The 21,445-nt window shown below is 71.6% G+C and carries 18 protein-coding genes and 1 pseudogene; 9 read left to right on the top strand and 10 right to left on the bottom strand.

Annotated features, from left to right (window positions below; all coding sequences use genetic code 11):
• Positions 1–10: 10 nt before the first annotated feature.
• On the bottom strand, positions 11–796 hold the full coding sequence (locus ACMATS_RS03740; protein WP_414166862.1) for an SDR family NAD(P)-dependent oxidoreductase: 786 nt from the start codon (positions 794–796) through the stop codon (positions 11–13).
• Positions 793–2,499: a dihydroxy-acid dehydratase gene (locus tag ACMATS_RS03735; RefSeq protein WP_414166861.1), complete on the bottom strand. Its 1,707-nt coding sequence runs from the start codon at positions 2,497–2,499 to the stop codon at positions 793–795. The genes ACMATS_RS03740 and ACMATS_RS03735 overlap by 4 nt, the downstream gene beginning before the upstream one ends.
• Before the next feature lie 245 nt (positions 2,500–2,744).
• Between ACMATS_RS03735 and ACMATS_RS03730 the strand changes: the two genes are divergently transcribed.
• A complete protein-coding gene (locus tag ACMATS_RS03730; protein ID WP_414166860.1) occupies positions 2,745–3,545 on the top strand; it encodes a YmdB family metallophosphoesterase in 801 nt (266 codons plus the stop codon).
• A 17-nt stretch (positions 3,546–3,562) separates the two neighbouring features.
• The gene (locus ACMATS_RS03725) at positions 3,563–4,366 is read left to right on the top strand and encodes a class II aldolase/adducin family protein (RefSeq protein ID WP_414166859.1); all 804 of its coding nucleotides are present in this window, start codon (positions 3,563–3,565) and stop codon (positions 4,364–4,366) included.
• 29 nt (positions 4,367–4,395) lie between these two features.
• On the opposite strand, the gene ACMATS_RS03720 is transcribed toward ACMATS_RS03725, so the two are convergent.
• Together ACMATS_RS03720 and ACMATS_RS03715 are read right to left on the bottom strand one after the other, a co-directional pair.
• The gene (locus tag ACMATS_RS03720; RefSeq protein ID WP_414166858.1) at positions 4,396–6,399 is read right to left on the bottom strand and encodes an ABC transporter ATP-binding protein; all 2,004 of its coding nucleotides are present in this window, start codon (positions 6,397–6,399) and stop codon (positions 4,396–4,398) included.
• The gene (locus ACMATS_RS03715; protein ID WP_390778877.1) at positions 6,396–6,863 is read right to left on the bottom strand and encodes an NUDIX domain-containing protein; all 468 of its coding nucleotides are present in this window, start codon (positions 6,861–6,863) and stop codon (positions 6,396–6,398) included. The genes ACMATS_RS03720 and ACMATS_RS03715 overlap by 4 nt, the downstream gene beginning before the upstream one ends.
• Before the next feature lie 504 nt (positions 6,864–7,367).
• On the opposite strand from ACMATS_RS03715, the gene ACMATS_RS03710 reads away from it, so the two are divergent.
• The 3 genes from ACMATS_RS03710 (at position 7,368) to ACMATS_RS03700 (ending at position 9,078) form a co-directional block, all read left to right on the top strand.
• Positions 7,368–7,733, top strand: a complete 366-nt coding sequence (locus tag ACMATS_RS03710; protein WP_414166857.1) for a PQQ-binding-like beta-propeller repeat protein — start codon at positions 7,368–7,370, stop codon at positions 7,731–7,733.
• 187 nt (positions 7,734–7,920) lie between these two features.
• Entirely contained in the window at positions 7,921–8,088 is a 168-nt protein-coding gene (locus tag ACMATS_RS03705; protein ID WP_390778879.1) for a hypothetical protein, read from the top strand.
• Positions 8,089–8,211: 123 nt separating this feature from the next.
• Positions 8,212–9,078 carry a DUF4190 domain-containing protein gene (locus ACMATS_RS03700; RefSeq protein WP_414166856.1) on the top strand — a complete coding sequence of 289 codons (867 nt, stop codon included), beginning with the start codon at positions 8,212–8,214 and terminating at the stop codon, positions 9,076–9,078.
• Here the strand turns inward: ACMATS_RS03700 and ACMATS_RS03695 are convergent.
• Positions 9,068–11,461, bottom strand: coding sequence for an ATP-binding protein (locus ACMATS_RS03695; RefSeq protein WP_414166855.1), 2,394 nt, complete (start codon positions 11,459–11,461; stop codon positions 9,068–9,070). The two genes, ACMATS_RS03700 and ACMATS_RS03695, sit on opposite strands and share 11 nt — an antisense overlap.
• Before the next feature lie 202 nt (positions 11,462–11,663).
• On the opposite strand from ACMATS_RS03695, the gene ACMATS_RS03690 reads away from it, so the two are divergent.
• The 3 genes and pseudogenes from ACMATS_RS03690 to ACMATS_RS03680 form a co-directional block, all read left to right on the top strand.
• The gene (locus tag ACMATS_RS03690) at positions 11,664–12,053 is read left to right on the top strand and encodes a hypothetical protein (protein WP_390778882.1); all 390 of its coding nucleotides are present in this window, start codon (positions 11,664–11,666) and stop codon (positions 12,051–12,053) included.
• 342 nt (positions 12,054–12,395) lie between these two features.
• Entirely contained in the window at positions 12,396–13,040 is a 645-nt protein-coding gene (locus tag ACMATS_RS03685) for a LysE family translocator (RefSeq protein ID WP_414166854.1), read from the top strand.
• Positions 13,041–13,064: 24 nt separating this feature from the next.
• A pseudogene (locus tag ACMATS_RS03680) lies at positions 13,065–13,730 on the top strand (alpha/beta hydrolase fold domain-containing protein); the annotation flags it as partial.
• A 124-nt stretch (positions 13,731–13,854) separates the two neighbouring features.
• Here the strand turns inward: ACMATS_RS03680 and ACMATS_RS03675 are convergent.
• Both ACMATS_RS03675 and ACMATS_RS03670 read right to left on the bottom strand, forming a co-directional pair.
• Entirely contained in the window at positions 13,855–14,880 is a 1,026-nt protein-coding gene (locus ACMATS_RS03675; RefSeq protein ID WP_414166853.1) for an acetamidase/formamidase family protein, read from the bottom strand.
• Positions 14,873–16,366 (bottom strand): APC family permease, encoded by a 1,494-nt coding sequence (locus ACMATS_RS03670; protein ID WP_390778885.1) that lies wholly within the window; start codon positions 16,364–16,366, stop codon positions 14,873–14,875. The genes ACMATS_RS03675 and ACMATS_RS03670 overlap by 8 nt, the downstream gene beginning before the upstream one ends.
• A gap of 203 nt (positions 16,367–16,569) precedes the next feature.
• Here ACMATS_RS03670 and ACMATS_RS03665 point away from each other — a divergent pair, with 203 nt between their 5' ends.
• Positions 16,570–16,953, top strand: a complete 384-nt coding sequence (locus ACMATS_RS03665; RefSeq protein ID WP_391149692.1) for a peptidoglycan-binding domain-containing protein — start codon at positions 16,570–16,572, stop codon at positions 16,951–16,953.
• Positions 16,954–16,982: 29 nt separating this feature from the next.
• On the opposite strand, the gene ACMATS_RS03660 is transcribed toward ACMATS_RS03665, so the two are convergent.
• From ACMATS_RS03660 to ACMATS_RS03650, 3 genes are all read right to left on the bottom strand, one after another.
• A complete protein-coding gene (locus ACMATS_RS03660) occupies positions 16,983–17,300 on the bottom strand; it encodes a hypothetical protein (protein WP_414166852.1) in 318 nt (105 codons plus the stop codon).
• A gap of 185 nt (positions 17,301–17,485) precedes the next feature.
• Entirely contained in the window at positions 17,486–18,874 is a 1,389-nt protein-coding gene (locus ACMATS_RS03655; protein ID WP_414166851.1) for a S8 family serine peptidase, read from the bottom strand.
• 149 nt (positions 18,875–19,023) lie between these two features.
• A complete protein-coding gene (locus ACMATS_RS03650; RefSeq protein WP_414166850.1) occupies positions 19,024–21,276 on the bottom strand; it encodes an MMPL family transporter in 2,253 nt (750 codons plus the stop codon).
• Positions 21,277–21,445 lie beyond the last annotated feature (169 nt).

Below are 21,445 nucleotides of genomic sequence, written 5' to 3'. Positions count from 1 at the left end.
GAACCGCCGCTCACTGCGCCAGGTACCCGCCGTCCACGGGCAGCACCGCCCCGGTGACGAACGAGGCCTCGTCCGAGGCGAGGAAGACGATCGCGGCCGCGACCTCGTCCGGCTCGCCGATTCTCCCCATCGGGTGCCTGCGTTCGATCTCGGCGAGGTACGCGGCGCCGCCCGGCTCGTCCGGCAGCCGGCGCACCCGGTCGGTACGGATCGTCCCCGGCGCCACGGCGTTGACCCGGATGCCCCGGTCCGCCCACTCCACCGCGAGGTGCTTGGTGAGCCCGGTGGCCACGAACTTCGCCGGCCCGTAGGTGCTCTGGCCCGCCTGACCGGCGAGCCCGGAGATGGACGACAGGCACACGATCGCGCCGCCGCCCGCAGCGGCCATCCGCTCGATGGCGAACTTGCAGGTGAGGAACATGCCCCTGCCGTCGACCGCCATGACGTGGTCCCAGTCGTCCGCGGACGCGTCCGTGATCCTGATCAGCGGCAGGATCCCGGCGTTGGCGACGAGCACGTCCAGCCGGCCGTACGCCTCGACCGCCGCCGCGATCATCCGCTCGGCGTCGGCGGGCACCGACACGTCCCCGGCCACCGCGGCCGGTTCGGTGCCCTGCGCGGCCAGCTCCGCGGCCAGTTCGCCGAGGGCCTTCCCGTCCACGTCGGTGAGGGTCAGCAGCGCGCCCTCCCGGGCGAAGCGCAGGGCGGTGGCGCGTCCGATGCCGCGGGCCGCGCCCGTGACGACCGCCGACTTGCCGGACAGCCGGCCGGGCCTGGGCTCCGGGGCCGGGCTCACGGCTGCTCCGTCCGGCCGTGGGAGCGCGGACGGGTGGTGATCGCGCCCAGCGCCGCCGAGGAGACGGTGTCGCGGTACTTGGCCATCACCCCGGCGGGGCACCGGGACGGCGGAGCCTCCCATTCCTTCAGGCGCTGGGAGAGCTCGACCGGCGACAGGTCCACGTCGACCACCCGGCCGTCCAGGTCGATGGTCACGAGGTCGCCGTCCCGCAGGGCGGCGAGCGGCCCGCCGTCGGCGGCCTCCGGCGCCACATGACCCACCATCAGCCCCAGGGTGGCCCCGGAGAACCGGCCGTCGGTGACCAGCCCCACCGAGGGCCCCAGGCCCCGGCCCACCAGGGCGGCCGTGACACCGAGCATCTCCCGCATCCCCGGACCGCCGCGCGGGCCCTCGTACCGGATCACCACGACGTCGCCCTCGGTGATGGCGCCGGACTGCACCGCGCTCATCGCGAGTTCCTCTGAGTCGAAGACCACCGCGGGCCCCGTCAGCCTGCGCGTGCCGGTCCCCGTGGTCTTGAGGACGGAGCCTTCCGGCGCCAGATTGCCCCTGAGCACGACCAGCCCCGACGACGGGGCGAACGGGGCACCGGCGGGCGCGATCACCTGCTGACCCGGCCGCTCGGCGGCCTCGGCCACCTCGTCGGCGAGCGAACGTCCCGTCACCGTCAGGGCGTCCCCGGCCAGCAGCCCCGCCTCGAGGAGGCGCCGGCCGACGAGCCGGGTGCCGCCCGCGATGTCCAGGTCGACGGCGGTGTACCGGCCGCTGGGCCGCAGGTCGGCGACGAGCGGGGTGCGGGAGCTGATCGCGTCGAACTCGTCGATGTCCAGTGGGATGCCGCTCTCCGCGGCGATGGCCAGCAGGTGCAGGACGAGGTTGGACGAGCCGCCGGTGGCCGCACACGCGGTGATCGCGTTGCGGAAGGAGTCCTTGCTCAGGATCGCGCTCGGGGTCGGACCGTCCTCCACCAGGCGGGCCGCGAGCACCCCGGCGTCCCGGCAGGCATCGGACTTGCGCGGGTCGCCGGTGGGCGGATCCATCGAGCCGAACGGCGACAGGCCGAGGAACTCCATGGCCATCGCCATGGTGTTGGCCGTGTAATGACCCCCGCACGCCCCGGCTCCGGGGCAGGCGCTGCGCTCCAGTTCGGCGAGCCCCGCGTCGTCGAGCTCACCGGCCGCATGACGGCCCACGCCCTCGAAGACGTCCTGCACGGTGACGTCCTTGCCCCGGAAACGGCCGGGAAGCGTCGTACCGGAATAGACGATGACACCGGGGATGTCGAGGCGCACATGGGCCATGGCCGCGGCCGGAATGGTCTTGTCGCAACCCACCAGCGTGACAAGCCCGTCGAGTGCGTGACCCCGGCCGACGAGTTCGATGGAATCGGCGATCACCTCGCGGCTGACCAGCGAGGTGCGCATGCCCACGGTGCCCATGGTGATGACATCCGATATGGCAATGGTGTTGATTTCCAGCGGAGTTGCCTCGGCCGACCTGACCCCGTGCATGGCCGCCTCGGCCAGCACACGGTGGTTGAGATTGCACGGCATCGTGCCGATCCAGCTGTGCGCGACACCGATCATCGGCTGGGCCAGTTCCCTGCCGGACAGGCCCGTCGCACGCAGCGCCGCCCTGGCCGCCGCCCGGTCGGGGCCCGTCAGAATGTGGTTGGCCCGGGAAGGACGAGATCCCGCCATCGCATCCACCCTCCGTTTCTGGGAGGGCGCTCACCCTAATCGCTCGGCCTGCGCACGGAACGAGTCGGCCGGAGGACAAAACAAAGAATCCGCTTACGTGGCAGACGCGGTGTGCCGAAGGTCGTAGCGCGTGAATGTGACGATGGTGGGATGCGGCTCCTCATGGCCCTGGGCAGAGTTGAATGACCTGATCGGGGCAGCACAGCACAGCGAAGGCGGGCTGGACTACCTTTGGGGGCGGCCGGGTGAGAGTTCTCTACATCGGTGACGTCGTGGGAACGGACGCCGCGGAACTCCTCGTACGCAAGATCGAGGACATGCGCCGGGCGTACGGCGTGGACCTGGTTCTGGTCAACGCGGAGAATTGCGCTCCGGACGGATTCGGCACGACCGTGGAGCAGCTGGAACGGCTCCTCGCCGCCGGGGTCGACGTCATCTGCGGAGGCAACCACTCCTGGGACAGCCCGCAGGCCGTGGCCTCGCTCGACCTGCCGCGGGTCCTGCGCCCCGCCAACGTCGAGGACGGCGTCCCCGGACGCGGCGTCCTCACCGTCGAGGCGGCCGGCACCACGGTGACCGTGGTGAACCTCGCCGACGCCTGTGCCATGCACTCCGCGAGAGGCGTGGCCGACAAGTTCTTCCCCGCCTACCGGGCCTGGAAGTCGGCGGAGAAACAGGGCGCGGTCATCGTCGACTACCACGGCGACCACGTCCTGGAGAAACAGATCTTCGCGCACGCCGTCGACGGCGAGGCGGCGGCGGTGCTCGGCAGCCACACGCACGAGCCGACCATTCCCCTGCACTTCCTGCCGGGCGGCACCGTACTGGTCACCGACGTGGGCATGACCGGCCCCGTCGGAGGCGTCCAGGGCTTCGACCCGACACACCTGGTGCGCAACCTGCGCGAACGGGGAAACCCCTTCGCGGGCGAACTGCCCGTACCCGTCGCCGGAGCACCGATCACCCTCGGCGCGGTGGTGATGAGCATCGTGGGCAACAGGACCGTCAAGGCGGAACGGCTGGACGACGCCGTGCTGACCGGATGAGCAGGAGAGGCCCCAGGATGACCGAGCCCACTGACGGAACCTTCGCCGCGTCCCTCACACCCCGCGACCCCGAACTGCCCGGCCCGCCGGAGTTCGCCACCGTGGAGGAGGAACGCCGGCACCGCAGGGAACAACTCGCCATCGCCTTCCGGATCTTCGGCAAATTCGGCTACGGCGAACACCTGGCCGGACACATCACCGTGCGGGACCCGGAACTCCACGACCACTTCTGGGTGAACCCCCTCGGACGGTCCTTCTCCCGGATCCGGATGTCCGACCTGATCCTCGTCAACGCCGACGGATTCGTCGTCCACGGCGACGCGCCCGTGAACAAGGCGGCCTTCGCCATCCACTCCCAACTGCACCACGCACGCCCGGACATCGTCGCAGCCGCACACAGCCACTCCCTCTACGGAAAGGCCCTCGCGGCACTGGGACAACCCCTGCTCCCCATCACCCAGGACGCCTGCCTGTTCTTCGAGGACAACGTCGTCGTACCCGACTTCCAGGGCATCGTGTACGACCCGGCGGAAGGCGCCCGCATCGCCAAACAACTCGGCACCATGAGCACGGCCATCCTCGCCAATCACGGCCTGCTCACCGTGGGCCGCAGCGTGGAGGAAGCGGCCACCCTCTACGTCCAGGCCGAGCGCGCCGCACAGGTCCAGCTCATCGCGGCGGCCGCAGGTGAACTCCGGCCCATCGACCCCGAAGTGGCCCGGTTCACCTACAGCCAGACGGGGCTGCAGGGCCAGAACTGGCGCGGATTCCTGCCGTTGCGGGAGGAGATCCTTTACGAACAGCCGGACGTTCTGCAGTGAGCCCCGCTGTCTGCCGGCATTCGGCGATGTCATGACCCGTGCCCCGCATCGGCGGGCTTGCGCCGGCCGGGCAGCGCGGGGTTCTCGAACTGGGCGCGCTGCATCTCGTACAGCTCGCGGAACACCCCGGCCGACGACGGGGCGAGGAGTTCCGCGAACGTGCCGGACTCCCGCAGCCTGCCGTCCTCGAGGACGTGGATGAGATCCGCGTACCGCACGGAGGCGAGACGGTGCGTGATCAGCACGACCGTCTGCCCGGTGTCCGCGAGCCTGCGGATCTGCTCGAAGACCTCCGCCTCGGCCTTCGCGTCGAGCGCGGAGGTCGGTTCGTCGACGATGAGGACCGGGGCGTCGCGGTAGCGGGCGCGGGCGATCCCGAGACGCTGCCACTGGCCACCGGAGATCTGGTGACCGCCCTTGTAGCCCTTGTTCAGCAGGGTGTCCCAGCCCCGGGGCAGCTCCTCCACCACCGAGTCGGCGCCCGCGTACGCGGCGGCCTCCTCCAACGCCGCCTGCTGCACCGGGCGTTCGGGGCGGCCGATGGCGACGTTCATGCGGCAGGTGAACGGCCACCGGTGGAAGTCCTGGCCGACCATCGCGAACATTGCCCACAGCCGGGCCCGGTCCAGTTCGCAGGCGTCGACGCCGTCCCACAGGATCCGGCCGCCGGTCGGCTGGTACAGGCCGGCCAGCAGTTTGGAGACAGTCGTCTTGCCCGAGCCGTTCTCGCCGACCAGTGCCACGATCTTCCCGACCGGGATGTCCAGCGTCACGCCGTCCAGCGCAGGGCGTTCCGTCGCCTTGTCGCTGCTGTCGCTGCTGCCGGGGTAGGAGAACGTGACGTTCTCGAAGCGGATGAGCGACAGCCGGTCGGGGACCGGGCGCCCGCCTTCGGGGACGGTCCACTTCTCGGCGTCCGCGAAGAGGCGCTCCAAGTCGTGCACGTAGCAGGCCTGTTCGTACAGGTCGTTGACGCGCAGGACGAGGGTGGAGAGGCTCTGCCCGCCGGTGCGGACGGCGAGCACGGCGGTGCCGGCCACCGACAGGGCCATCAGCCCGGTGGCGAGCAGGCCGCCCAGTGCCCCGTAGGTCAGCAGGGCGGCGACGCCGGTGAGGGCGGAGGCCGCCAGACGCACCTGGGCGGCGTCCGCGGCGAGGCGGGACTGCTCGGCCTCGGAGGCTTCCGACATCTGCCGGAAGTGGTGCAGCAGCAGCGGGCCGACACCGTGGACCCGGACCTCGGGCGCCGGGCCGGTGCGCATCAGGTCGTGACTCAGCAGCCGGCCGGCCCGCGCGTGCTCCATCCACCGCAGGTAACTGCCGTACCGTTCACGGGAGTTCCTCAGCGACGCCCACGACCGGGGCACGGTCATGAGAACCAGCAGCGGCAGCAGCACCGGGTGCAGGACGGTGAGCACACCGGCGGCGGCCACGAAACTCACCAAGGAGCCGATGACGCCGCTGCAGGCGCCGACCATGCGCCGGGCCGACTGGGCGCCGTACTGTGCGGAGTCCATCAGCTGGTTGAACTCGGCGTCCTCGATCGCCGCCAGCTCGACCTTGGCGACGTGTGCCAGGTACATCTCGGTGGCGACCCGTTCGACCTTCGGCTCCAGCCGCCCCGTGCCCGAGGCGGAACCGGCGTTCGCCAGCGCCCCGATGACGCCGGTGACGGCCACCCCGGCCATGGCGGGGACCGCGGCCTGCAGCCGGTGCCCGATCGAGCCGACGGCGAGCACGGCGGCCAGGACGCTGTTGACGGCGACCAGACCGATGGCCTGGCTGACCCCGCGGACCGACTCCCCGATGCCGACGGCCCACAGGGCACGACGGTCGGCCCGCCGGGCCAGCCGCACCGTGAAGCCCACGAGGCGCGGAAGGCGCCGGGCCATCGCCCACAACGACATCTCGAAATACGCGTACCTGTGGTCGTTCCACCGGGCCGAGTAGACCAGCGGCCCGCCGAACAACAGCTGTTCCGACGGCGACCCTTCGGCCTGCTGCTCCCTCTTCTCCTCTGCTGTCCGCTTCACGCCGCACCGCCCCCTGCCGGCCAGCCGTGCTCGGACAGCAGGTCCCCGGCACAGAACCGGCGCAGGACCGAGGCGGTGTACGGCACGCAGTCCGCCGGCGGCCGCGCGGGATCCGCCCACACCAGCGCGGAGCACTTCTCCGGCTCGCGAACGGACGGCTGGCCCGTCCACGCCTGCGCGGTGAACACGACCCCCATGCGGCCCTGCCCCTCGGGGCTGCGGTGGTGGACGACGTGGCAGAACTCCAGGTCGCGGCGTGCGATCGTGACGCCGACCTCCTCGGCGACCTCGCGCAGGGCGCCTTGCGTGACGGTCTCGCCGTCCTCCAGATGTCCTCCGGGCGGGCACAGCAGCCCGGAGGCGTAGACCTGCCCGGCCCGGCGGAGCAGCAGGACCCTCCCGTCGTCGCGGACCATCAGCACCATCACGTCGACCACGAGCCGGTAGCGCGGACGTGTCACCACTGAGGCCTCCCCGTGACCGTCGTGTCCGACTCGGTGAGACTCCGGAACGGCCGCTCCTGAACGTGGTGTTCGACTCGCAAACGCACCCCCGTGGCATTTGCGAGGCGGGTGTGGCGGTGATGCACTGGGCCCCCTCGTTGACAGCTGATCGGACGAGTGCTCGGAAAACGGCGCCCGAACGGGCGAGGTCACGGCTGTCGGCGCGCGCTTTGTCGCGTGGAAATTCGAGAGAGGGTCAACCGCCCCGCCATCACTGGGCGAGGCGCCGGAGCGAGGCTGTGCGATTCACTCCACCGTGGCCGCTCACCCGATCCGGGACTTGCGTTGCGGCCGGAAACGATCAAGGGGGCGGCTGTCGCCCGTGACGTCCTGCGGGTCCGCCGCCCGGCTTTGCAGACGGGGCGTCGGGGGCGGCTGGACGGGTGCCGGATCCGTAGCCGTACACCGGCTGGGACCCCCGACGTCTCCTGAGGTTCCATGGGGCACGTTTGCCAGGTGGTGGCGGTGTGCCCGACACGGGGCGTTCTTGCGGGCCGGTACCGGGTGAAGCGGCGACGCCCGCTCCGACCTGTACGCTTTCGGCTGCGTGCTGCACGAACTCCTCACCGGGGCCACGCCGTTCGAGGCCACCGGGCCGGTGGCGACGGGGGCGACACGTGGCAGTTCGCCGCGCAGGACAGGATCCGCAGCAGGCCCGCCATCGCCGACGGCACGGTCTTCTTCGGCAGCCTCGGCAAGAGCGTGTACGCGGTGTACGCGGCCACCGGCGACAAGAAGTGGAGCCTGGCCGACTCCCTGAACGGGATCGTGCACGCCGTCGACGCGGCCTCCGGCGGCCGGCGCTGGTCCGTCAGGACGGGGCTTCCGTGAACAGCCCGACGTGGCACAACGCCCCGGTCGCGGTCAACGGTTTCGTCCACGTGACCAACGAGAAGGGCCTGCCGGCCATCGATGCGGCCACCGGGACGGCTCCGTCCTGAGGGGCTTCATCGGTATTTCATCGCCTCCCACGACAGTTGGCGCCGACATGCCAACGAAGTGAGTGAACGGGGTCCCGATGGACGATCTGCTGCACAAGCTGGTTTCCGGAGCCATCACCGGGGGGCTGATCGCCCTGGTGGGTGCGCTGAGCATGGCCGCGCGCAGGCGGAGGGCGGCCCGGGATGAGGCCGCCGCGTCGCGCTCGGCGGAATCGCGGCCGGATGCCGGAGGACAGCCGCGCTGAGCCGGTCGGTTCGCCGTGACAGGCGAGGGTGCATGCATCCGGTCATCGGGTAAGGAAACGGTAAAAACGGCTGGTAGTGTCGTCGGCGAGTCAATTCGACCTACCTGAAGGACTTCCGTGACCATGCCCGTTCCGCCCGGTGAGCAGAACCCTGTGGCCCAGGAGCCGGCCGACCGGGATCCGTGGGGCCCACCGCAGGCGGGACCCGCCGCTTCGCACTGGCATCCGTACCCGGCGCCGATGCCGCAGGCCCGCAACGGCATGGGTGTCACCGCTCTGGTGCTCGGCATCATCGGTGTGGTCCTCGGTCTGGCCGTGGTCCTGTTCTGGGTGTCCTGGCTGCCGGCCCTGCTGGCCGTGGTCTTCGGCTTCGTCGGGCTGAGTCACGCGCGCAAGGGGCTGGCGACCAACAGGGCGATGGCGCTGGCCGGTGTGATCCTGGGCGGGGCCGGTCTGCTGATCTCGGCCGGCGTCGGTGTGTTCGCCGCGGTGGTGGTGAAGAAGACCGCCGACGACGTGCGTGCGAAGGCCGTCGAGGTGAAGGAGTCGGCGGCCGCGGAGGACGAGAAGAAGAAGGCGGAGGAGAAGGCCAGGCACCTGTCGTTCGGCCAGTCGTACACGTTCGGCAACGGCCTGAAGGTGACGGTGGCCGAGCTGCAGCCGTTCACCCCGGACGACTATGTGTTCGGCCACGCGAAGGGCAACAAGGCCGTCGAGGTGACGGTCACCGTCGTCAACACCGGCACGGAGCGGGTCTCGGTCGAGACGGGACTGCCCAGCGTCAACGATGCCAAGGGTGCCTCCGCGGAACTGGTGATCGACGGAAGCGGACGTCAGAAGGTCATCACCGGCTACGTCCTGCCCGGCAAGGAAATGGTCGGCAAGTACGCCTTCTCGCTGCCGCCCGACGCGGCCGACAAGGCCGAGGTCGAGTTCAGCCCCGACGCGAAGCGGTGGCCGGACGCCTACTGGTCGGGTCCTACCTCTTGAACAGCCCGCTCCGGCCGTCGAGGAACGCGGTGAGTTCGGCGGCCTCGGGGGCGCTCAGCTCGCCGTCGGCCACGAGTGCCTGCTCGGCGTGGTGGCAGGCGGCGTCGGGGTCGTCGTCCATCAGGGCACGGGCGATGCCCTGATGGGCACGGGCGGTCTGCAGGCTGCTGTCGATGGCGCGGGCGATGTCCAGCGCCCGCTGGTGCCGACGGTGGGCGGTGTCGCGGCGGCCTGCCGCGTGGTAGGTGGCGCCGAGGTCGTTGAGGACCTCGCTCTCCGCGCGCCGGTCGCCCATCCGGCGGTTGAGGGAGAGCGCGCGGGCGTGGTGGGTGATGGCTTCGCCGAACCGTCCCAGCTGCCGGTAACCGGCGCCCATGTTCGTCAAGGTGCGGGCCTCGCCCCACGGGTCGCCGATCAAGCGGTAGCGGTCGAGCGCCCGCCGGTGGTGGTCGAGGGCCTCCGTGGCCTGCCCCAGTTGGGCGTGGGCCGTGCCCAGGCTGGTCAGGCTCAGGGCCTCGCCCCAGGCGGCGTCGACGTCGCCGTCGATGCCGCCGTAGAGGGCGAGGGCCTGCCGGTGGAGGTCGATGGCCTCCTCGATCTGCCCCAACTGCTCTTGTGCGATACCGAAGTTGGTGAGGGTGACGGCCTCGCCCCACGCGTCGCCGATCTCCTGGCACAGGGCCAGCGCCTCCAGCCCCCGACGGAAGGCGTCCTCGTGGCGCCCGGCATGCCAACAGCCGATGGCGAGACTCCTCAGGGTCTCGGAGTGGGCCAGGCGGTTGTCGAGGCTCTCGGTGGCGGCCAGGGCGAGTTCGTGGGTGGTGACCCAGTCCAGGGTGCGTCCCCGGATGTCGAAGAAGTGCTGCAGGACATGGGTGTACTGCCAGACGTGCTCGTTCCTGCCGCGTGCGGCGGCGTGCGTGATCATCGCGACGAGGTTGGCGTGCTCGGCCTCGTACCAGGCCAGGGCAGAGGCCCGGTCGCTCACGTCCGGGGTGCCGGCGGGCGGGTGGGCGACCTCGAACGGGAGCAGCCGCTGCCCCGGAGCCACCACGGGGCGGGCGCTCAGCGCGGTGTGCAGATAGTGGTCGAGGAGCCGTAGCTCCGCCTCTTCCCGGTCTGCGGGCGGCTCGTTCTCCTGCAGGATTTCCTGCGTGTGCCGGCGGAGCAGGTCGTGCAGTTGATAGCGGTGGGGTGTGTACTGCCCCAGCAGGTGTACGTCGACGAGTTCCTCCAGCCACTGCCCTGCCGTCGCCACGTCCGTGTCCGCCAGGGCCGCAGCCGCGTACGCGTCGAGGTCGGCGCCGGGGTGCAGGCCGAGCAGCCGGAACAGCCGCTGACAGCCCGGGTCGAGGCGCGCATAGGAGAGGGCGAAGGCTGCGCTGACCGCCTGCTCGTTGCCGCCGGGGCCGGACCGGACGCGTCCCGCACGGAGCTCGGTGGCGAGGTCCCGGGCCGTCCACGCGGGCCGGTGGGCGAGCCGGGCCGCCGCCATCCGGATGGCCAGCGGCAGGTGGCCGCACAACTCGGCGATCTCGGCGACCGCTTCGGGCGCGTCGGCGACCCGGTGGTGTCCCGCGATCCGGGCCACCAGCGCGCACGCCTCCGCTTCGGGCAGCACGTCGAGCGAGAGCGGGACGGCGCCTTCCAGGGCCAGGAGCCGCCGCCGCGAGGTCACCAGTACCGCGCACGAGGCGGAGCCGGGCAGCAGCGGACGCACCTGCTCCGCGGTGGCGGCGTTGTCCAGCACCACCAGCGCCCGCCAGTCCGACAGCGTGGTGCGCCACAGGGCCGACCGCTCCTGCAGGGTGTGCGGGATGCGCGCGCCGTCGACACCGGCCATGCGCAGAAGGACCTCCAGTGCCGACGCCGGCCCCACCGGGTCGTAGCCCGGGGTGAAGCCATGGAGGTCGCAGTAGAACTGGCCGTCCGGGAACCTCCCGGCCATGAGATGGGCGGAGTGCACCGCCAGCGTGGTCTTGCCGACGCCCGCCATGCCGTCGATCGCGGAGACCAGCACGGCGCTCGCGGTGCCGCTGCCGACCAGCTCGGTGAGCCGGGCCACCTCGGCGGTGCGCCCGGTGAAGTCCGGTATGTCGTACGGCAGATACCGTCGGTGCCCGAGGTGCCCGGTCTCCGCCGCCCCCTCCGGCCCGTCGGCCGCGGCTGCGGCCGTGGCGAGCAGGCGCCGTCGGTCGTCCGCCTCCAGCCCGAGGGCTTTTGCGACTTCGCGCACCGAGGCGGGGCGGGGCACCCGCCCCTGTCCGGACTCCAGCGCGCGGATGGTCCGGGCCGACAGCCCCGCCCGCTCCGCCAGATCCTCCTGGGTCAGCCCGGCCTGCCGCCGGTAGGCGCGCAGCACTGTGTCGAACCGTTCGGCCATGTCCTCTCCCCGTCCTACGGACCCGGACCGAGCGGCCTCGGGCCGCACGGATTGACGTCCCGACTGTGACCACCACTGTGACCACCCGGCGAGAACGTCCGCTAAACGTCCGCTGGACGTCCTGTCGTTGGCGCGGGACGAACGGCAGCATCTGAGCGTGCCCTCTTCCTCACGTTCCGATCCTCGTATCCGAAGGAGCACGGTGAACACACCGCGAAGAATCGTCGCCGCCGCGTCCGTCCTCGTCGCGAGCCTCGGCTTCCTGGGGGCGACCTCCGCCTCCGCCTCCCCGCCTGCCTCGTCCGACGACGGGGTCCGCGTGACCAAGACGGCCGCAGCGGCGTCGGACTGTGCCTTTGCCGTCTACACCCCTGGCAACAGGCGCTGCTACAACGACCCGGGCAGCTATCCCATCGGCCCCATCACAGGGGTCAGCATGGTCTGTGTCAACTCCGGATGGGCGGTCTACGCCTGGGCGTACAACCCCGGAGAGAAGCACCACGCCAAGCTCCAGCACCAGTCCGACCCGTGTGACGACTACAACGGGGTACCGGGCAACACGGTCGTCGACTGGGTGGAGCTGCACCCCTAGCGGACAGGCAGGGGCCCAGGCAGGGTCCCGCCGCTCACGCCCCTGAGCGGCGGGGCTCTTTCCGTTCACCGGTGTGCCGGGCTCAGCCCTGGGTCTTCCAGACTCGTGCTGGGACCTGTCCGGCCGATCACGCGGAGATCGCCGACGCGACGTGGGCGATCCGACTGCAGTCGTCGATGCCGGCGGTCGGCTGGAGTCAGGGCGCACGGAGACACCGAACGGCAGGGCCGTATCCTGAGGCAGGCGATGCTGGCACTGCCGATGCGTCGCAGCCGCCCGTCGCAGCCGGGCGCCGCTTCACTCCGGGTATCAGATACCCGGCGAACGACCAGGAGTTGACCGTTGATCAGTCTGGCCGCAGTGGGGGGAGTGGCCCTGGTCGAACTGGGCATGGCCCTGACTCCGGGACCCAACATGATCCACCTCGCCTCTCGCGCGATCACCCAGGGCCGCAGGGCGGGCCTGGTCAGCCTGAGCGGGACCGCCGTGGGATTCCTTTGCTACCTGCTGGCCGCGGCCGCGGGCCTGTCCGCGTTGTTCGCCGCCGTACCGCTGGCGTTCATGGTGGTCAAGCTCGCCGGGGCCGCCTACCTCGCCTACCTGGCCTGGGCCATGCTCAAGCCCGGTGGCCGCTCGCCCTTCGCCCCGGCCCGGGACCTGCCTCCGGTCTCTGACCTCCGCCTGTTCTCGATGGGACTCCTGACCAACCTGCTCAACCCCAAGATCGCTCTCATGTACGCCGCTCTTCTGCCCCAGTTCATGGATCCGCAGGCGGGCCCGGACTGGGCGCAACTGCTCCAGCTCGGTGGCGTACAGATCACCGTGGGGATCTCCGCGAACGCTCTGATCATGCTGGGCGCAGCACGGGTGTCGGGGTTTCTGGCCGCCCGACCACGCGTGATGACCGCTCAGCGGTTCGCGTCAGGCGGCTTGCTCGGCGTCTTCGCGCTGCGCACCGCCCTGTCCCGTACGCCTGTCTCGGCCTGAGCCATGCCCGCGCGCCTGTGACATCGTGACTTCTACAAGTCGAGGGCGGCAGGCCGTGGCCCCAGCACACTGGAGGAGCTCGAGGAGGCCCGAGCGAAGAGGCCTGCTCCTCGTGCCGCCGATCCGCCTGCCGTCGAAGAGACGGTCGAAGTCGCGGAAGCGCACGTTCCCGTCAGGATCTTCACTCCTGTCGACGGTCCGCCGCGGGGCGTCTACCTGGACATACATGGCGGCGGGTTCTCCATGGACTCCGCAGCGCAAGGAGACAGACGCAACCGCGAGCTCGCAGACGCCCTGCACCTCGCCGTTGTCAGCGTCGACTACCGGCTGGCCCCCGAGCACCCCTGGCCGGCGGCACCCGACGATTGTGAAGCGGCGGCGCTCTGGCTCGTCGAAGAAGCCGGTGCCCACTTCGGAACGTCCCGACTTGCGACCGGCGGGAGCTCCGCGGGAGCCACACTCGCCCTGGCCACCCTGCTCCGGCTGAGAGACAGAGGTGCCGTTGGCCGGTTCACCGGCGCTGCACTCCAATTCGGGACATACGACCTGAGCGCACGAACCCCGGCCGGTCGCCGCATCGCGGACGAATACTTCATCCAGGCGTACGTCGGCCATGCGGAAGACCGCACGGTTCCCGACATCTCTCCCGTCTACGGCGTTCTTCGCGGGCTTCCCCCAACACTGCTGATTGGCTGCGCGACCGGATCACGCAATCGTAGGGACTGACCACGAGTCCGTGTCCGTGCCCGGCCCTGGTGATCCCCACCCCGGAGGCGGGGGAGTGACCGGCGCCGCCCCGACCGCCCGCGCCCCCCTACCTCTTCCCCGGCGACCCCAACGCCCCCGCAGTCTCCCTCAGTTGCCCGTGCACACCCCGGTGCGCACTCCCCGGCGGCAGCCACTCCCTCCGCAGCTTCGCCACACACGTGTAGTTCGCGTCGCAGACATTGGCCAGCGGCGACTCGGACGCCTGCGTCACCAGCTGGTAGGCGTCCAGCCGCGACAGCCCGAAGTCCCGGTGCAGCCAGTCCACCAGGCCGAGCTGGGCGATCCGGAAGGCGTCCTCCAACGGGCGGGCGGAACCGGTGGAGATGATGTGCGTGTCGGACTCCAGGCGCGGCCACGGTGTCGCGACGCCCTTCAACAGCTCGACGATCACGACCGTGTTCATCGCGCACTCCACGGCCACCCCGCACGTCTCGCCCTCGCCCTGCCGTGCGTGCCCGTCGCCCAGGCTCAGCAGTGCGCCCTCCACGTTCACCCCGAGGAAGCAGGTGACCCCGGCCCGCATCTCGGGCGTGTCCATGTTGCCGCCGTGCGCGTCGGGCACGAGTGCCGAGCGGACCTCCAGGTTCGCGGGCGCGACACCGACCGTGCCGTGCATCGGATCCATCGGCAGCTCGATCTCGGTGTCGCTGTCCCGGGCGCTGAACAGGCAGGTGCGGCGCGCCCGGTCGAGCTGCCACATCCAGACGACCTCCGGCAGCGGCTCGTGCAACGAGGCCGTCGCGTGCGTGGAGGTGAGCGCGCCGAACAGCGGCACGGTGGTGGACGCGGCCCGGTCGCGGGCCGGTTCGACGGACACGAAGTGCACGGCCAGCGTGTCCCCGGGCTCCGCGCCCTCCACGTGGAACGGGCCCGTCTGCGGGTTGAGGAAGGGGAACTCGCACACCCGCGAGACCAGGTCCTGCTCGGAGCGGACCCGCCCCGCGAAGCAGTCCTCCGTGTACAGGTCCAGCACGGTGCCGGGCGCGATCCGCGCCACCGGCGGCGCGCCGCCGAACGTCCAGGCGAACTCGCCCGGTTCGGGCCGTACGGTCAGGATCCTCGGATCACTCATGGTCCTGCAGCTCCGCTTCTCCGTCGGGCTCGTCTTCCTCGTCGAGATGGATCCGCCCGATCGCGGCCAGCCGCTCCGGATGCCGCCGCCGCAGCACCAGCAGCAGGACCACGCCGAGCAGCATCCACACGGCCACCACCGGACCGGCGTACGAGACGGGGGCCGTGAGCCGGGTGACGAACCAGAAGACCGGCAGCCCCGCGGCCGTCAGCAGGGCCGGCACGAACGCGACCACGCCCAGCGCCGGGACGAGCAGATGGCGCACGGGCCGCAACTCCGCGCGCCGGCGGCGCAGGAAGAAGCCCGCACAGGCGAGGTCGGCCACGATGTACACCCCCATGACCACGGTCACGATGACCGTCGCCAGGAGCGAGAAGGCCGTCGTCGGGCCGTAGGCGGCACCGAGGCCCAGCGCCACCGCCAGGGTGACCACGCCCTGCACGGCGACGGCGACCACGGGGGAGCGGTGCCGGGGGTGCACGACGGCGAGGGCCCGCGGCCACACCCCGATGCGGCCGAACGCGAAGGCCGTGCGGGTCGCCGCGTTGACACCCGCATTGGCATTGGCCACACAGGAGTTGACGACGGCCAGGAACACCAGCACCCAGAAGAACCCGAACGAGGCCCGCGCCACCCCGCTCCACGACGCCGCCCCGGCCACCCCGAACCCCGCGAACCTCCCGGGCCCGTAGAAGACGGTCATGGCGTAGGTGGCGGCCACGTAGAACAGCCCGACGCCCAACGCCGCCCCGACCACCGCCCGCTGCACCGTGCGCCGCGGCCGCCGGGCCTCCTCCGCCAGCGGCGCCGCGGCCTCGAACCCGGCGAAGCCCAGGACGCAGTACGCGGCGCCCGCGAGCACGCCGCCCGCGCCGCTGCCCCCGGGGGCGTGCGCGGTGGTGAACACGGAGAGGGAGTTGGCCGGTCCGGCCCGGACGACCAGCAGGACGGTGAGGACCAGGAAGACCGCGATCTCCAGCACGCCGAGGACGGTGCCGAGCCGCGCCGAGGCCCGGATCCCGTAGAAGCCCGCGACCATCACGACCGCCGCCCCCGCCAGCGCCCACGGCCACCACAGGTCCTCCGGGTACCCGGCCCACTCGCCGTGCAGCGTCCCGGCCGTGGTGAAGCCGATCTGGAGCATCAACAGCGCCGGGACCAGCGTCTCCACGAAGACGTACGCCCACGCGACGAGGAAACCGGCCGCCGGGTGCAGGCCCTGCGAGCTGTAGGCCGCCACCGACCCGGCGGCCGGAAGGCGGCGCGCCAGCTCCCCGATGCACGAAGCGGCCAGCAGACAGGCGAAGAGGGCGAGCAGCACGGACAGCGGCAGGCTGCCGCCCGCGAAGGCCGCACCGCTGGGGATCGAGGCCGCGATGGCGGCCCCGGGGGCCATCGAGGTGATGCTCTGGAACAGCACCTCGCGCATGCCCACCGCGTCGCGCCGCAGCCCGGCGCCCTGCCCCCGGTTCCCGGTCGTGGTCATCGGAGGCCAGGGTAGGGGCGGGGCGGGTACGGCGGAAGAAGGCCGACAGGCGTGCCCCGCCCGGCTGCTGCGCGGGGTGGAGAGGGAGGCGGTCTACCGCCCCGGGTGCAGGACGGATCTCCACCCCGTGCGGGACGCCCCGGAGCCGTGCGTCTCCCTATCTTTGCGGGTGCAGGAACCCCGACCGACGGAAGCGGGAGACCATGAAGACGACGATCGCGAAGCCGACGTTCTCGAGGACGAGAAGGACCACCGCCCTCACCGGCCTGCTCGGCGCGGCCCTCGCCGTGACCACCGCGGTGGCCGTTCCGGCCGCTGCCGCACCGGCGCACGAACAACCGGCGCAGCGGGCCGGTTACATCGGCTGCCTCTACTACGACGGGAACGATGTCGTCTCGCGCGGCGACCAGGGCAAGAAGGTGCAGGAGGTCCAGTGCCTGCTGGTCTACTGGGGCTACGACATCGAGGTCGACGGCGACTTCGGCCCCGCGACCGAGCGGGCGGTACGGGGCTTCCAGGGCCGGCACCACCTGCACGTCGACGGCATCGTCGGCCCCCGGACCTGGAGGGCCCTGCACAACGAGTGACGTGCGACGAATGACGTGCGGCGGACGGCTCAGTGGCCGCCGAACCTCACGCTCTTGAAGAGGAACTTGGCGGGGGCCTTCTGCCCGTGGCCGAGGCGGTGCTCCGCGCCCTTGCAGCCCTTGTCCGCGTAGACCACGGCGACGCCCTTGGTCTGGTTCTCCGCCTGGCGCGCCTCCTGTTCCAGGGCGAGGCACTTGTTGTCCGGCGGGTTGGTGATGAAGTAGGGCTTCCCCCCGGGGCCCCTCCAGTGGAACTCGCCGCTGGAGGCGCTTGCCGTGACGGCAGGCAGCGAGACGGCGAGGAGGAGGCCTCCCAGGGCGGAGACCGCAGTGCGGAACAGGCGCATCACAGATCCTTGCTCTCGACGGCGAAGCAGGCGGGGGAACGGCCCCCGATGCGCTCAACGAGGCTCGGCCCCGGTACGACACGCAGTTGTCCGCTCACGGTTGGTGACGGCCGGTCAAACAGGCCGGGGGAGCAGGGTGTTCCCTGCTCCCCCGGCACCCTTGCGGGTGAGTGTCCTACGGTGCGTCAGCCGCGGTGGCTCGCCCGGGCGAGAGCCGGGACGAAGCGGGCGGCGTCCACGGTGCCGACGCCGGTCGCCATGTCGTAGCCGTTGACCGCGGTGTAGCCCTCGACGCCCTGGTAGCTGTTGTTCGTACCGTCGTTGACGTCGACGATGCCGGTGTTCTTGCCGTGCGCGGACTGCTTGTACAGCGTGTACAGCGCCTCGTTGATGTTGCCCACGCGGTGCCCGGCGGCCTGGTCGGCCAGGGCCACGATGCCGGAGAACAGCGGGCAGGCCTCGCTGGTGCCGCCGGTGATGTCCCAGCCGGTCGCGGTCGGGTCGTAGCTGGAGTAGATCCAGGCACCGCCGTCGACCGCGGCGGCCATCGAGATGTCCGGGGTGCCGCGGCGGCTGCCGACGATGTTCTTGACGCCGTTCTGGAAGGACGGCCGGCCGAAGACGTGCGACTGGCCGCCGCCGCCCGCGCCGTGGTCGTTGTAGACGCTGTCCGGCTTGACGCGGTTGCCCTTGTCGTCGAGGTGCAGCTGGGTGCCGCCGATGGAGGTCACCAGCGGGTCGGACGAGGGCCAGGAGTTGACGCGCTCCTTGTAGTAGCCCTTGCCGTCGGCCGTGTTGTCGGTGGCGCCGCCGTCACCGGAGGAGGCGAGCACGGTCACGTGCTTCTTCGCGGCGTCCTGGAAGGCGTACCGCAGGTTCTTGATGCTGGAGAAGTCGCCCTTGTCGAAGCCGGGGAAGGTGTTCTCCGTCGCGCCGAAGCTCTGGCTGATCACGTCGCCGACGCCGCGGTCGATCATGGCCTTCTCGGCGTCCATCATCTCCGGCAGACCGGTGGTGCCCTCGGTCTCGGCGACCGCCGTCTCGACCAGGACGATCTTCGCGTCGGGCGCCACGGCGTGCGCCATCTCGACGTCGAGGGTGGTCTCGCCGGCCCAGCCGGTCATGTCCGGGTTCTTGGGGTCGAACGCGGGGACGTTGCCCCACTTGACGACGTCGACCTTGGTGCTGGGTATGCCGAACTGCTTGCTGTAGACGTCCAGGTCGTGCTGGATCGTCGGCGAGCCGAAGGAGTCGACGATGACGATCGTGCGGCCCTTGCCGGTGATGCCGGCCTTGTACAGCGGCTCCAGGTTGTACGCCTTGCGGTACTGGATCGGGTCGTAGCAGTTCAGCTTGAACTTGGCCTGGCACTGCTCGATGGAGAGCGGGCTGCCCACGGCGCGCACCAGGGTGTGGCCGGCGCTGGCCGGAACCGCCTTGGTGTGGGGGATCGTCGCAGCGTGCGCGGCGACGGTGGCCCCGGTCAGCGGGGCGGCCGTGAGCGCAACGGCGGTGAGGGCGGCGGTGACGGCCGTTGCGGCCGCGACGCGCGACCGGAGACGAGCTGCGTGCATGAAATCTCCCTGAGAGGACCGGAGCCGCACGGAGCGGCTGTCGCGATCTCACGGGATGGTCATGCGCAGATCAAGAGTATTTGACGCTTGATATCGAATGTTTTGCCTAAACGCGAAGTTGACGGCCGTTTGCGGAGTCATGCCCTCCGCTACGGCCCGTCCCGCCGGCTCCGTGCGCCGCGTGCGGGCCACCAATTCGCCCGGCCCGCCAGGCACATGACGGCCGGGACCAGCAGGGCCCGCACCAGGGTGCAGTCCAGGACGACGGCGACGGCCAGGCCGAAGCCGATGAGCTGCAGCATGGCCAGGTCGCAGGCGGCGAGGGAGGCCATGACGACGGCGAACACCAGCGCCGCCGACGTGAACAGCCGCGCGGTGCGCTGCAGTCCGGTGGCCACCGCGAGACGGGTCTCCGTGCCGTTGCGGTGCTCCTCCAGGATGCGGGAGAGCAGGAAGACCTCGTAGTCCATCGACAGACCGAAGGCCGTGCAGAACATCACCGCGGGGATGATGACATCGGTGGTGTCCGGGGCGTTGAGCGGCCCGATCAGCCACTCCAGCCGGCCCTGCTGGAAGACCGCGACGATGATCCCGAACGTGGCCGCCAGGCTGAGGGCGTTGAGCAGCACGGCCTTGACGGGCACCAGCAGGCTGCGGGTGTAGGCGAACAGCAGCACCAGCGTGGCGGCCACGGTGAGCAGGATCGCGGCGGGCAGCCGGTTGCTCAGCGCGTCCTCGGTGTCGGTCATCCGGGCCCCGGAGCCGCCCACCAGTGCGGGGGCGGGGGCGGGCTCCCTGCGCAGCCGTTCGGTCAGCAGCCGGCCCTCCGGGGACAGCACCGACGGCACCGCCGGGGTGATGCTCAGCCAGGTCCCGGCGGGCCCGGCGAAGCCCGTCCCCCGGGCGTCCGCGTCGGCCGTGAGCCGGCCGTTGCGGTACGTGCCGGTCGCCGTCTGCACCTGCCGCACGCCCGGCAGCTGCGACAGCCGCGCGGCGTAGCCGTGCACGGCCGCCGCGGCGGATGCCGCGCCCGGGCCGGCCTCGGGCGCGTCGGCGGTCAGGGCCTCGGCCGGGGGCGCGATGCGCAGACCCGGCAGCACCACCGTGGCCGTGTCCTCGGCCTCCGCGGCGAAGTCCGTGCGCAGCCGCTGCGAGGCCCGGGCCACCGGCGAGGAGGGCGGCAGGATGCGGTCGTCGTACATGCCGAACCGCACCCCGGCCCCCGGCGCGGCCAGCACCCCGAGCACCAGCAGGGTGCCCACGGCGACGGCCGCCGGGCGCCGCGTCACCCACATCGCCAGCCGGTACCAGCGGCCCTGCGCCACCGGCCGGCGGGCGCCGCGCCGCCAACGGGCGAACAGGTCGAAGCGGTTGACGCGCGCGCCCAGCAGCACCAGCATCGCGGGCAGCACCAGCAGGGCGCCGGCCGCCGAGCACACCGCCACGGCCGCCCCGCCGACGGCCAGCGAGCGGGTCAGCGGCAGCGGGAAGACCATCAGCGCACCCAGCGCCGCCGCCACGGTCGTCGCGGAGAACGCCACCGCCCGCCCCGCGGTGCCCAGGGCCCGCTCGGCGGCCTGCACGGGCTGCGCTCCCGCGGCGAGCTCCTCGCGGTACCGGCTGACCATCAGCAGGCAGTAGTCGACGGCGAGCCCGAAGCCGAGCGCGGTGGCGATGTTCAGCACGAACACCGACACCGTCATCACCTCGCTGAGCAGCCGCAGCACGGCGGTCGTGGTGACGACCGCGAAGCCGCCCACGAGCACGGGCAGCAGCGCGGCGACCAGACTGCCGAAGATCCACAGCAGGATCAGCAGCACCAGCGGCGCCACGATCAGCTCGGCGACCAGCGCGCCCTCGGTGCTCAGCCGTTCCATCTCGGCGAACAGCGCGGCCTCGCCGGCGGCCGAGACCTGCAACGGTCCCGCGTGCCCGGTCTCCCGGGCCGTCACGGCCTTGCTGGCCGCCAGCACGGCCCGTTCGTCGCCGTGGAACCGCACGGCGACCACGGCGCTGTGCCCGTCCCGGCTCCGCAGCTCGGGCACCTGCTGCGGCCAGTAGCCCCGCACCCAGGCCGTGTGCGGGTCGGACGCCAGACGCCCGGTCAGCGCCCGGCCCGCGTCCGCCGCCGCGGGCGCGTCGACCTGCCCGTCCGAGGTGACGACCAGCACCAGGTGCGGCTCGCCGCCGCCGAAGTGCGACGCGAGGAAGGCGTCGGCCCGGGTCGACTGCGCCGTGGCCGGGGTCCACCCGCCCGGTGCCAGCCGCTCGCCCACGCCGTGCCCGCCCACGGCGGCCGCCAGGGCCACCAGCGCGAGCAGGAGGAGCGTCCCCAGGGCCCGTCGCGGAGAGCCGTGGGCGACCCCTGCGAGAAGGGAATGGCGAGGCTTTCGGGGGAGCATCACATGGGCGTCCTTCGCAGGGGTCGGAAGCACCTCCCACCATTAATCATTCAATGTCAAAATAGGTGCATTGCGGTGATATGGGCGTGTCGCCCGGTCCGGAGGCGCCGGGCCGGCGGACTGCCGCCGCGAGGCCGGCCGCGATCCGCATGTGACATCTGTCAGCTCG

This window comes from Streptoverticillium reticulum, from assembly GCF_047456005.1.
GTDB lineage: Bacteria > Actinomycetota > Actinomycetes > Streptomycetales > Streptomycetaceae > Streptomyces > Streptomyces reticulum.
The sequence above is the reverse complement of the archived record's forward strand: the minus strand, read 5'-3'. Positions and strand labels throughout refer to the sequence as shown.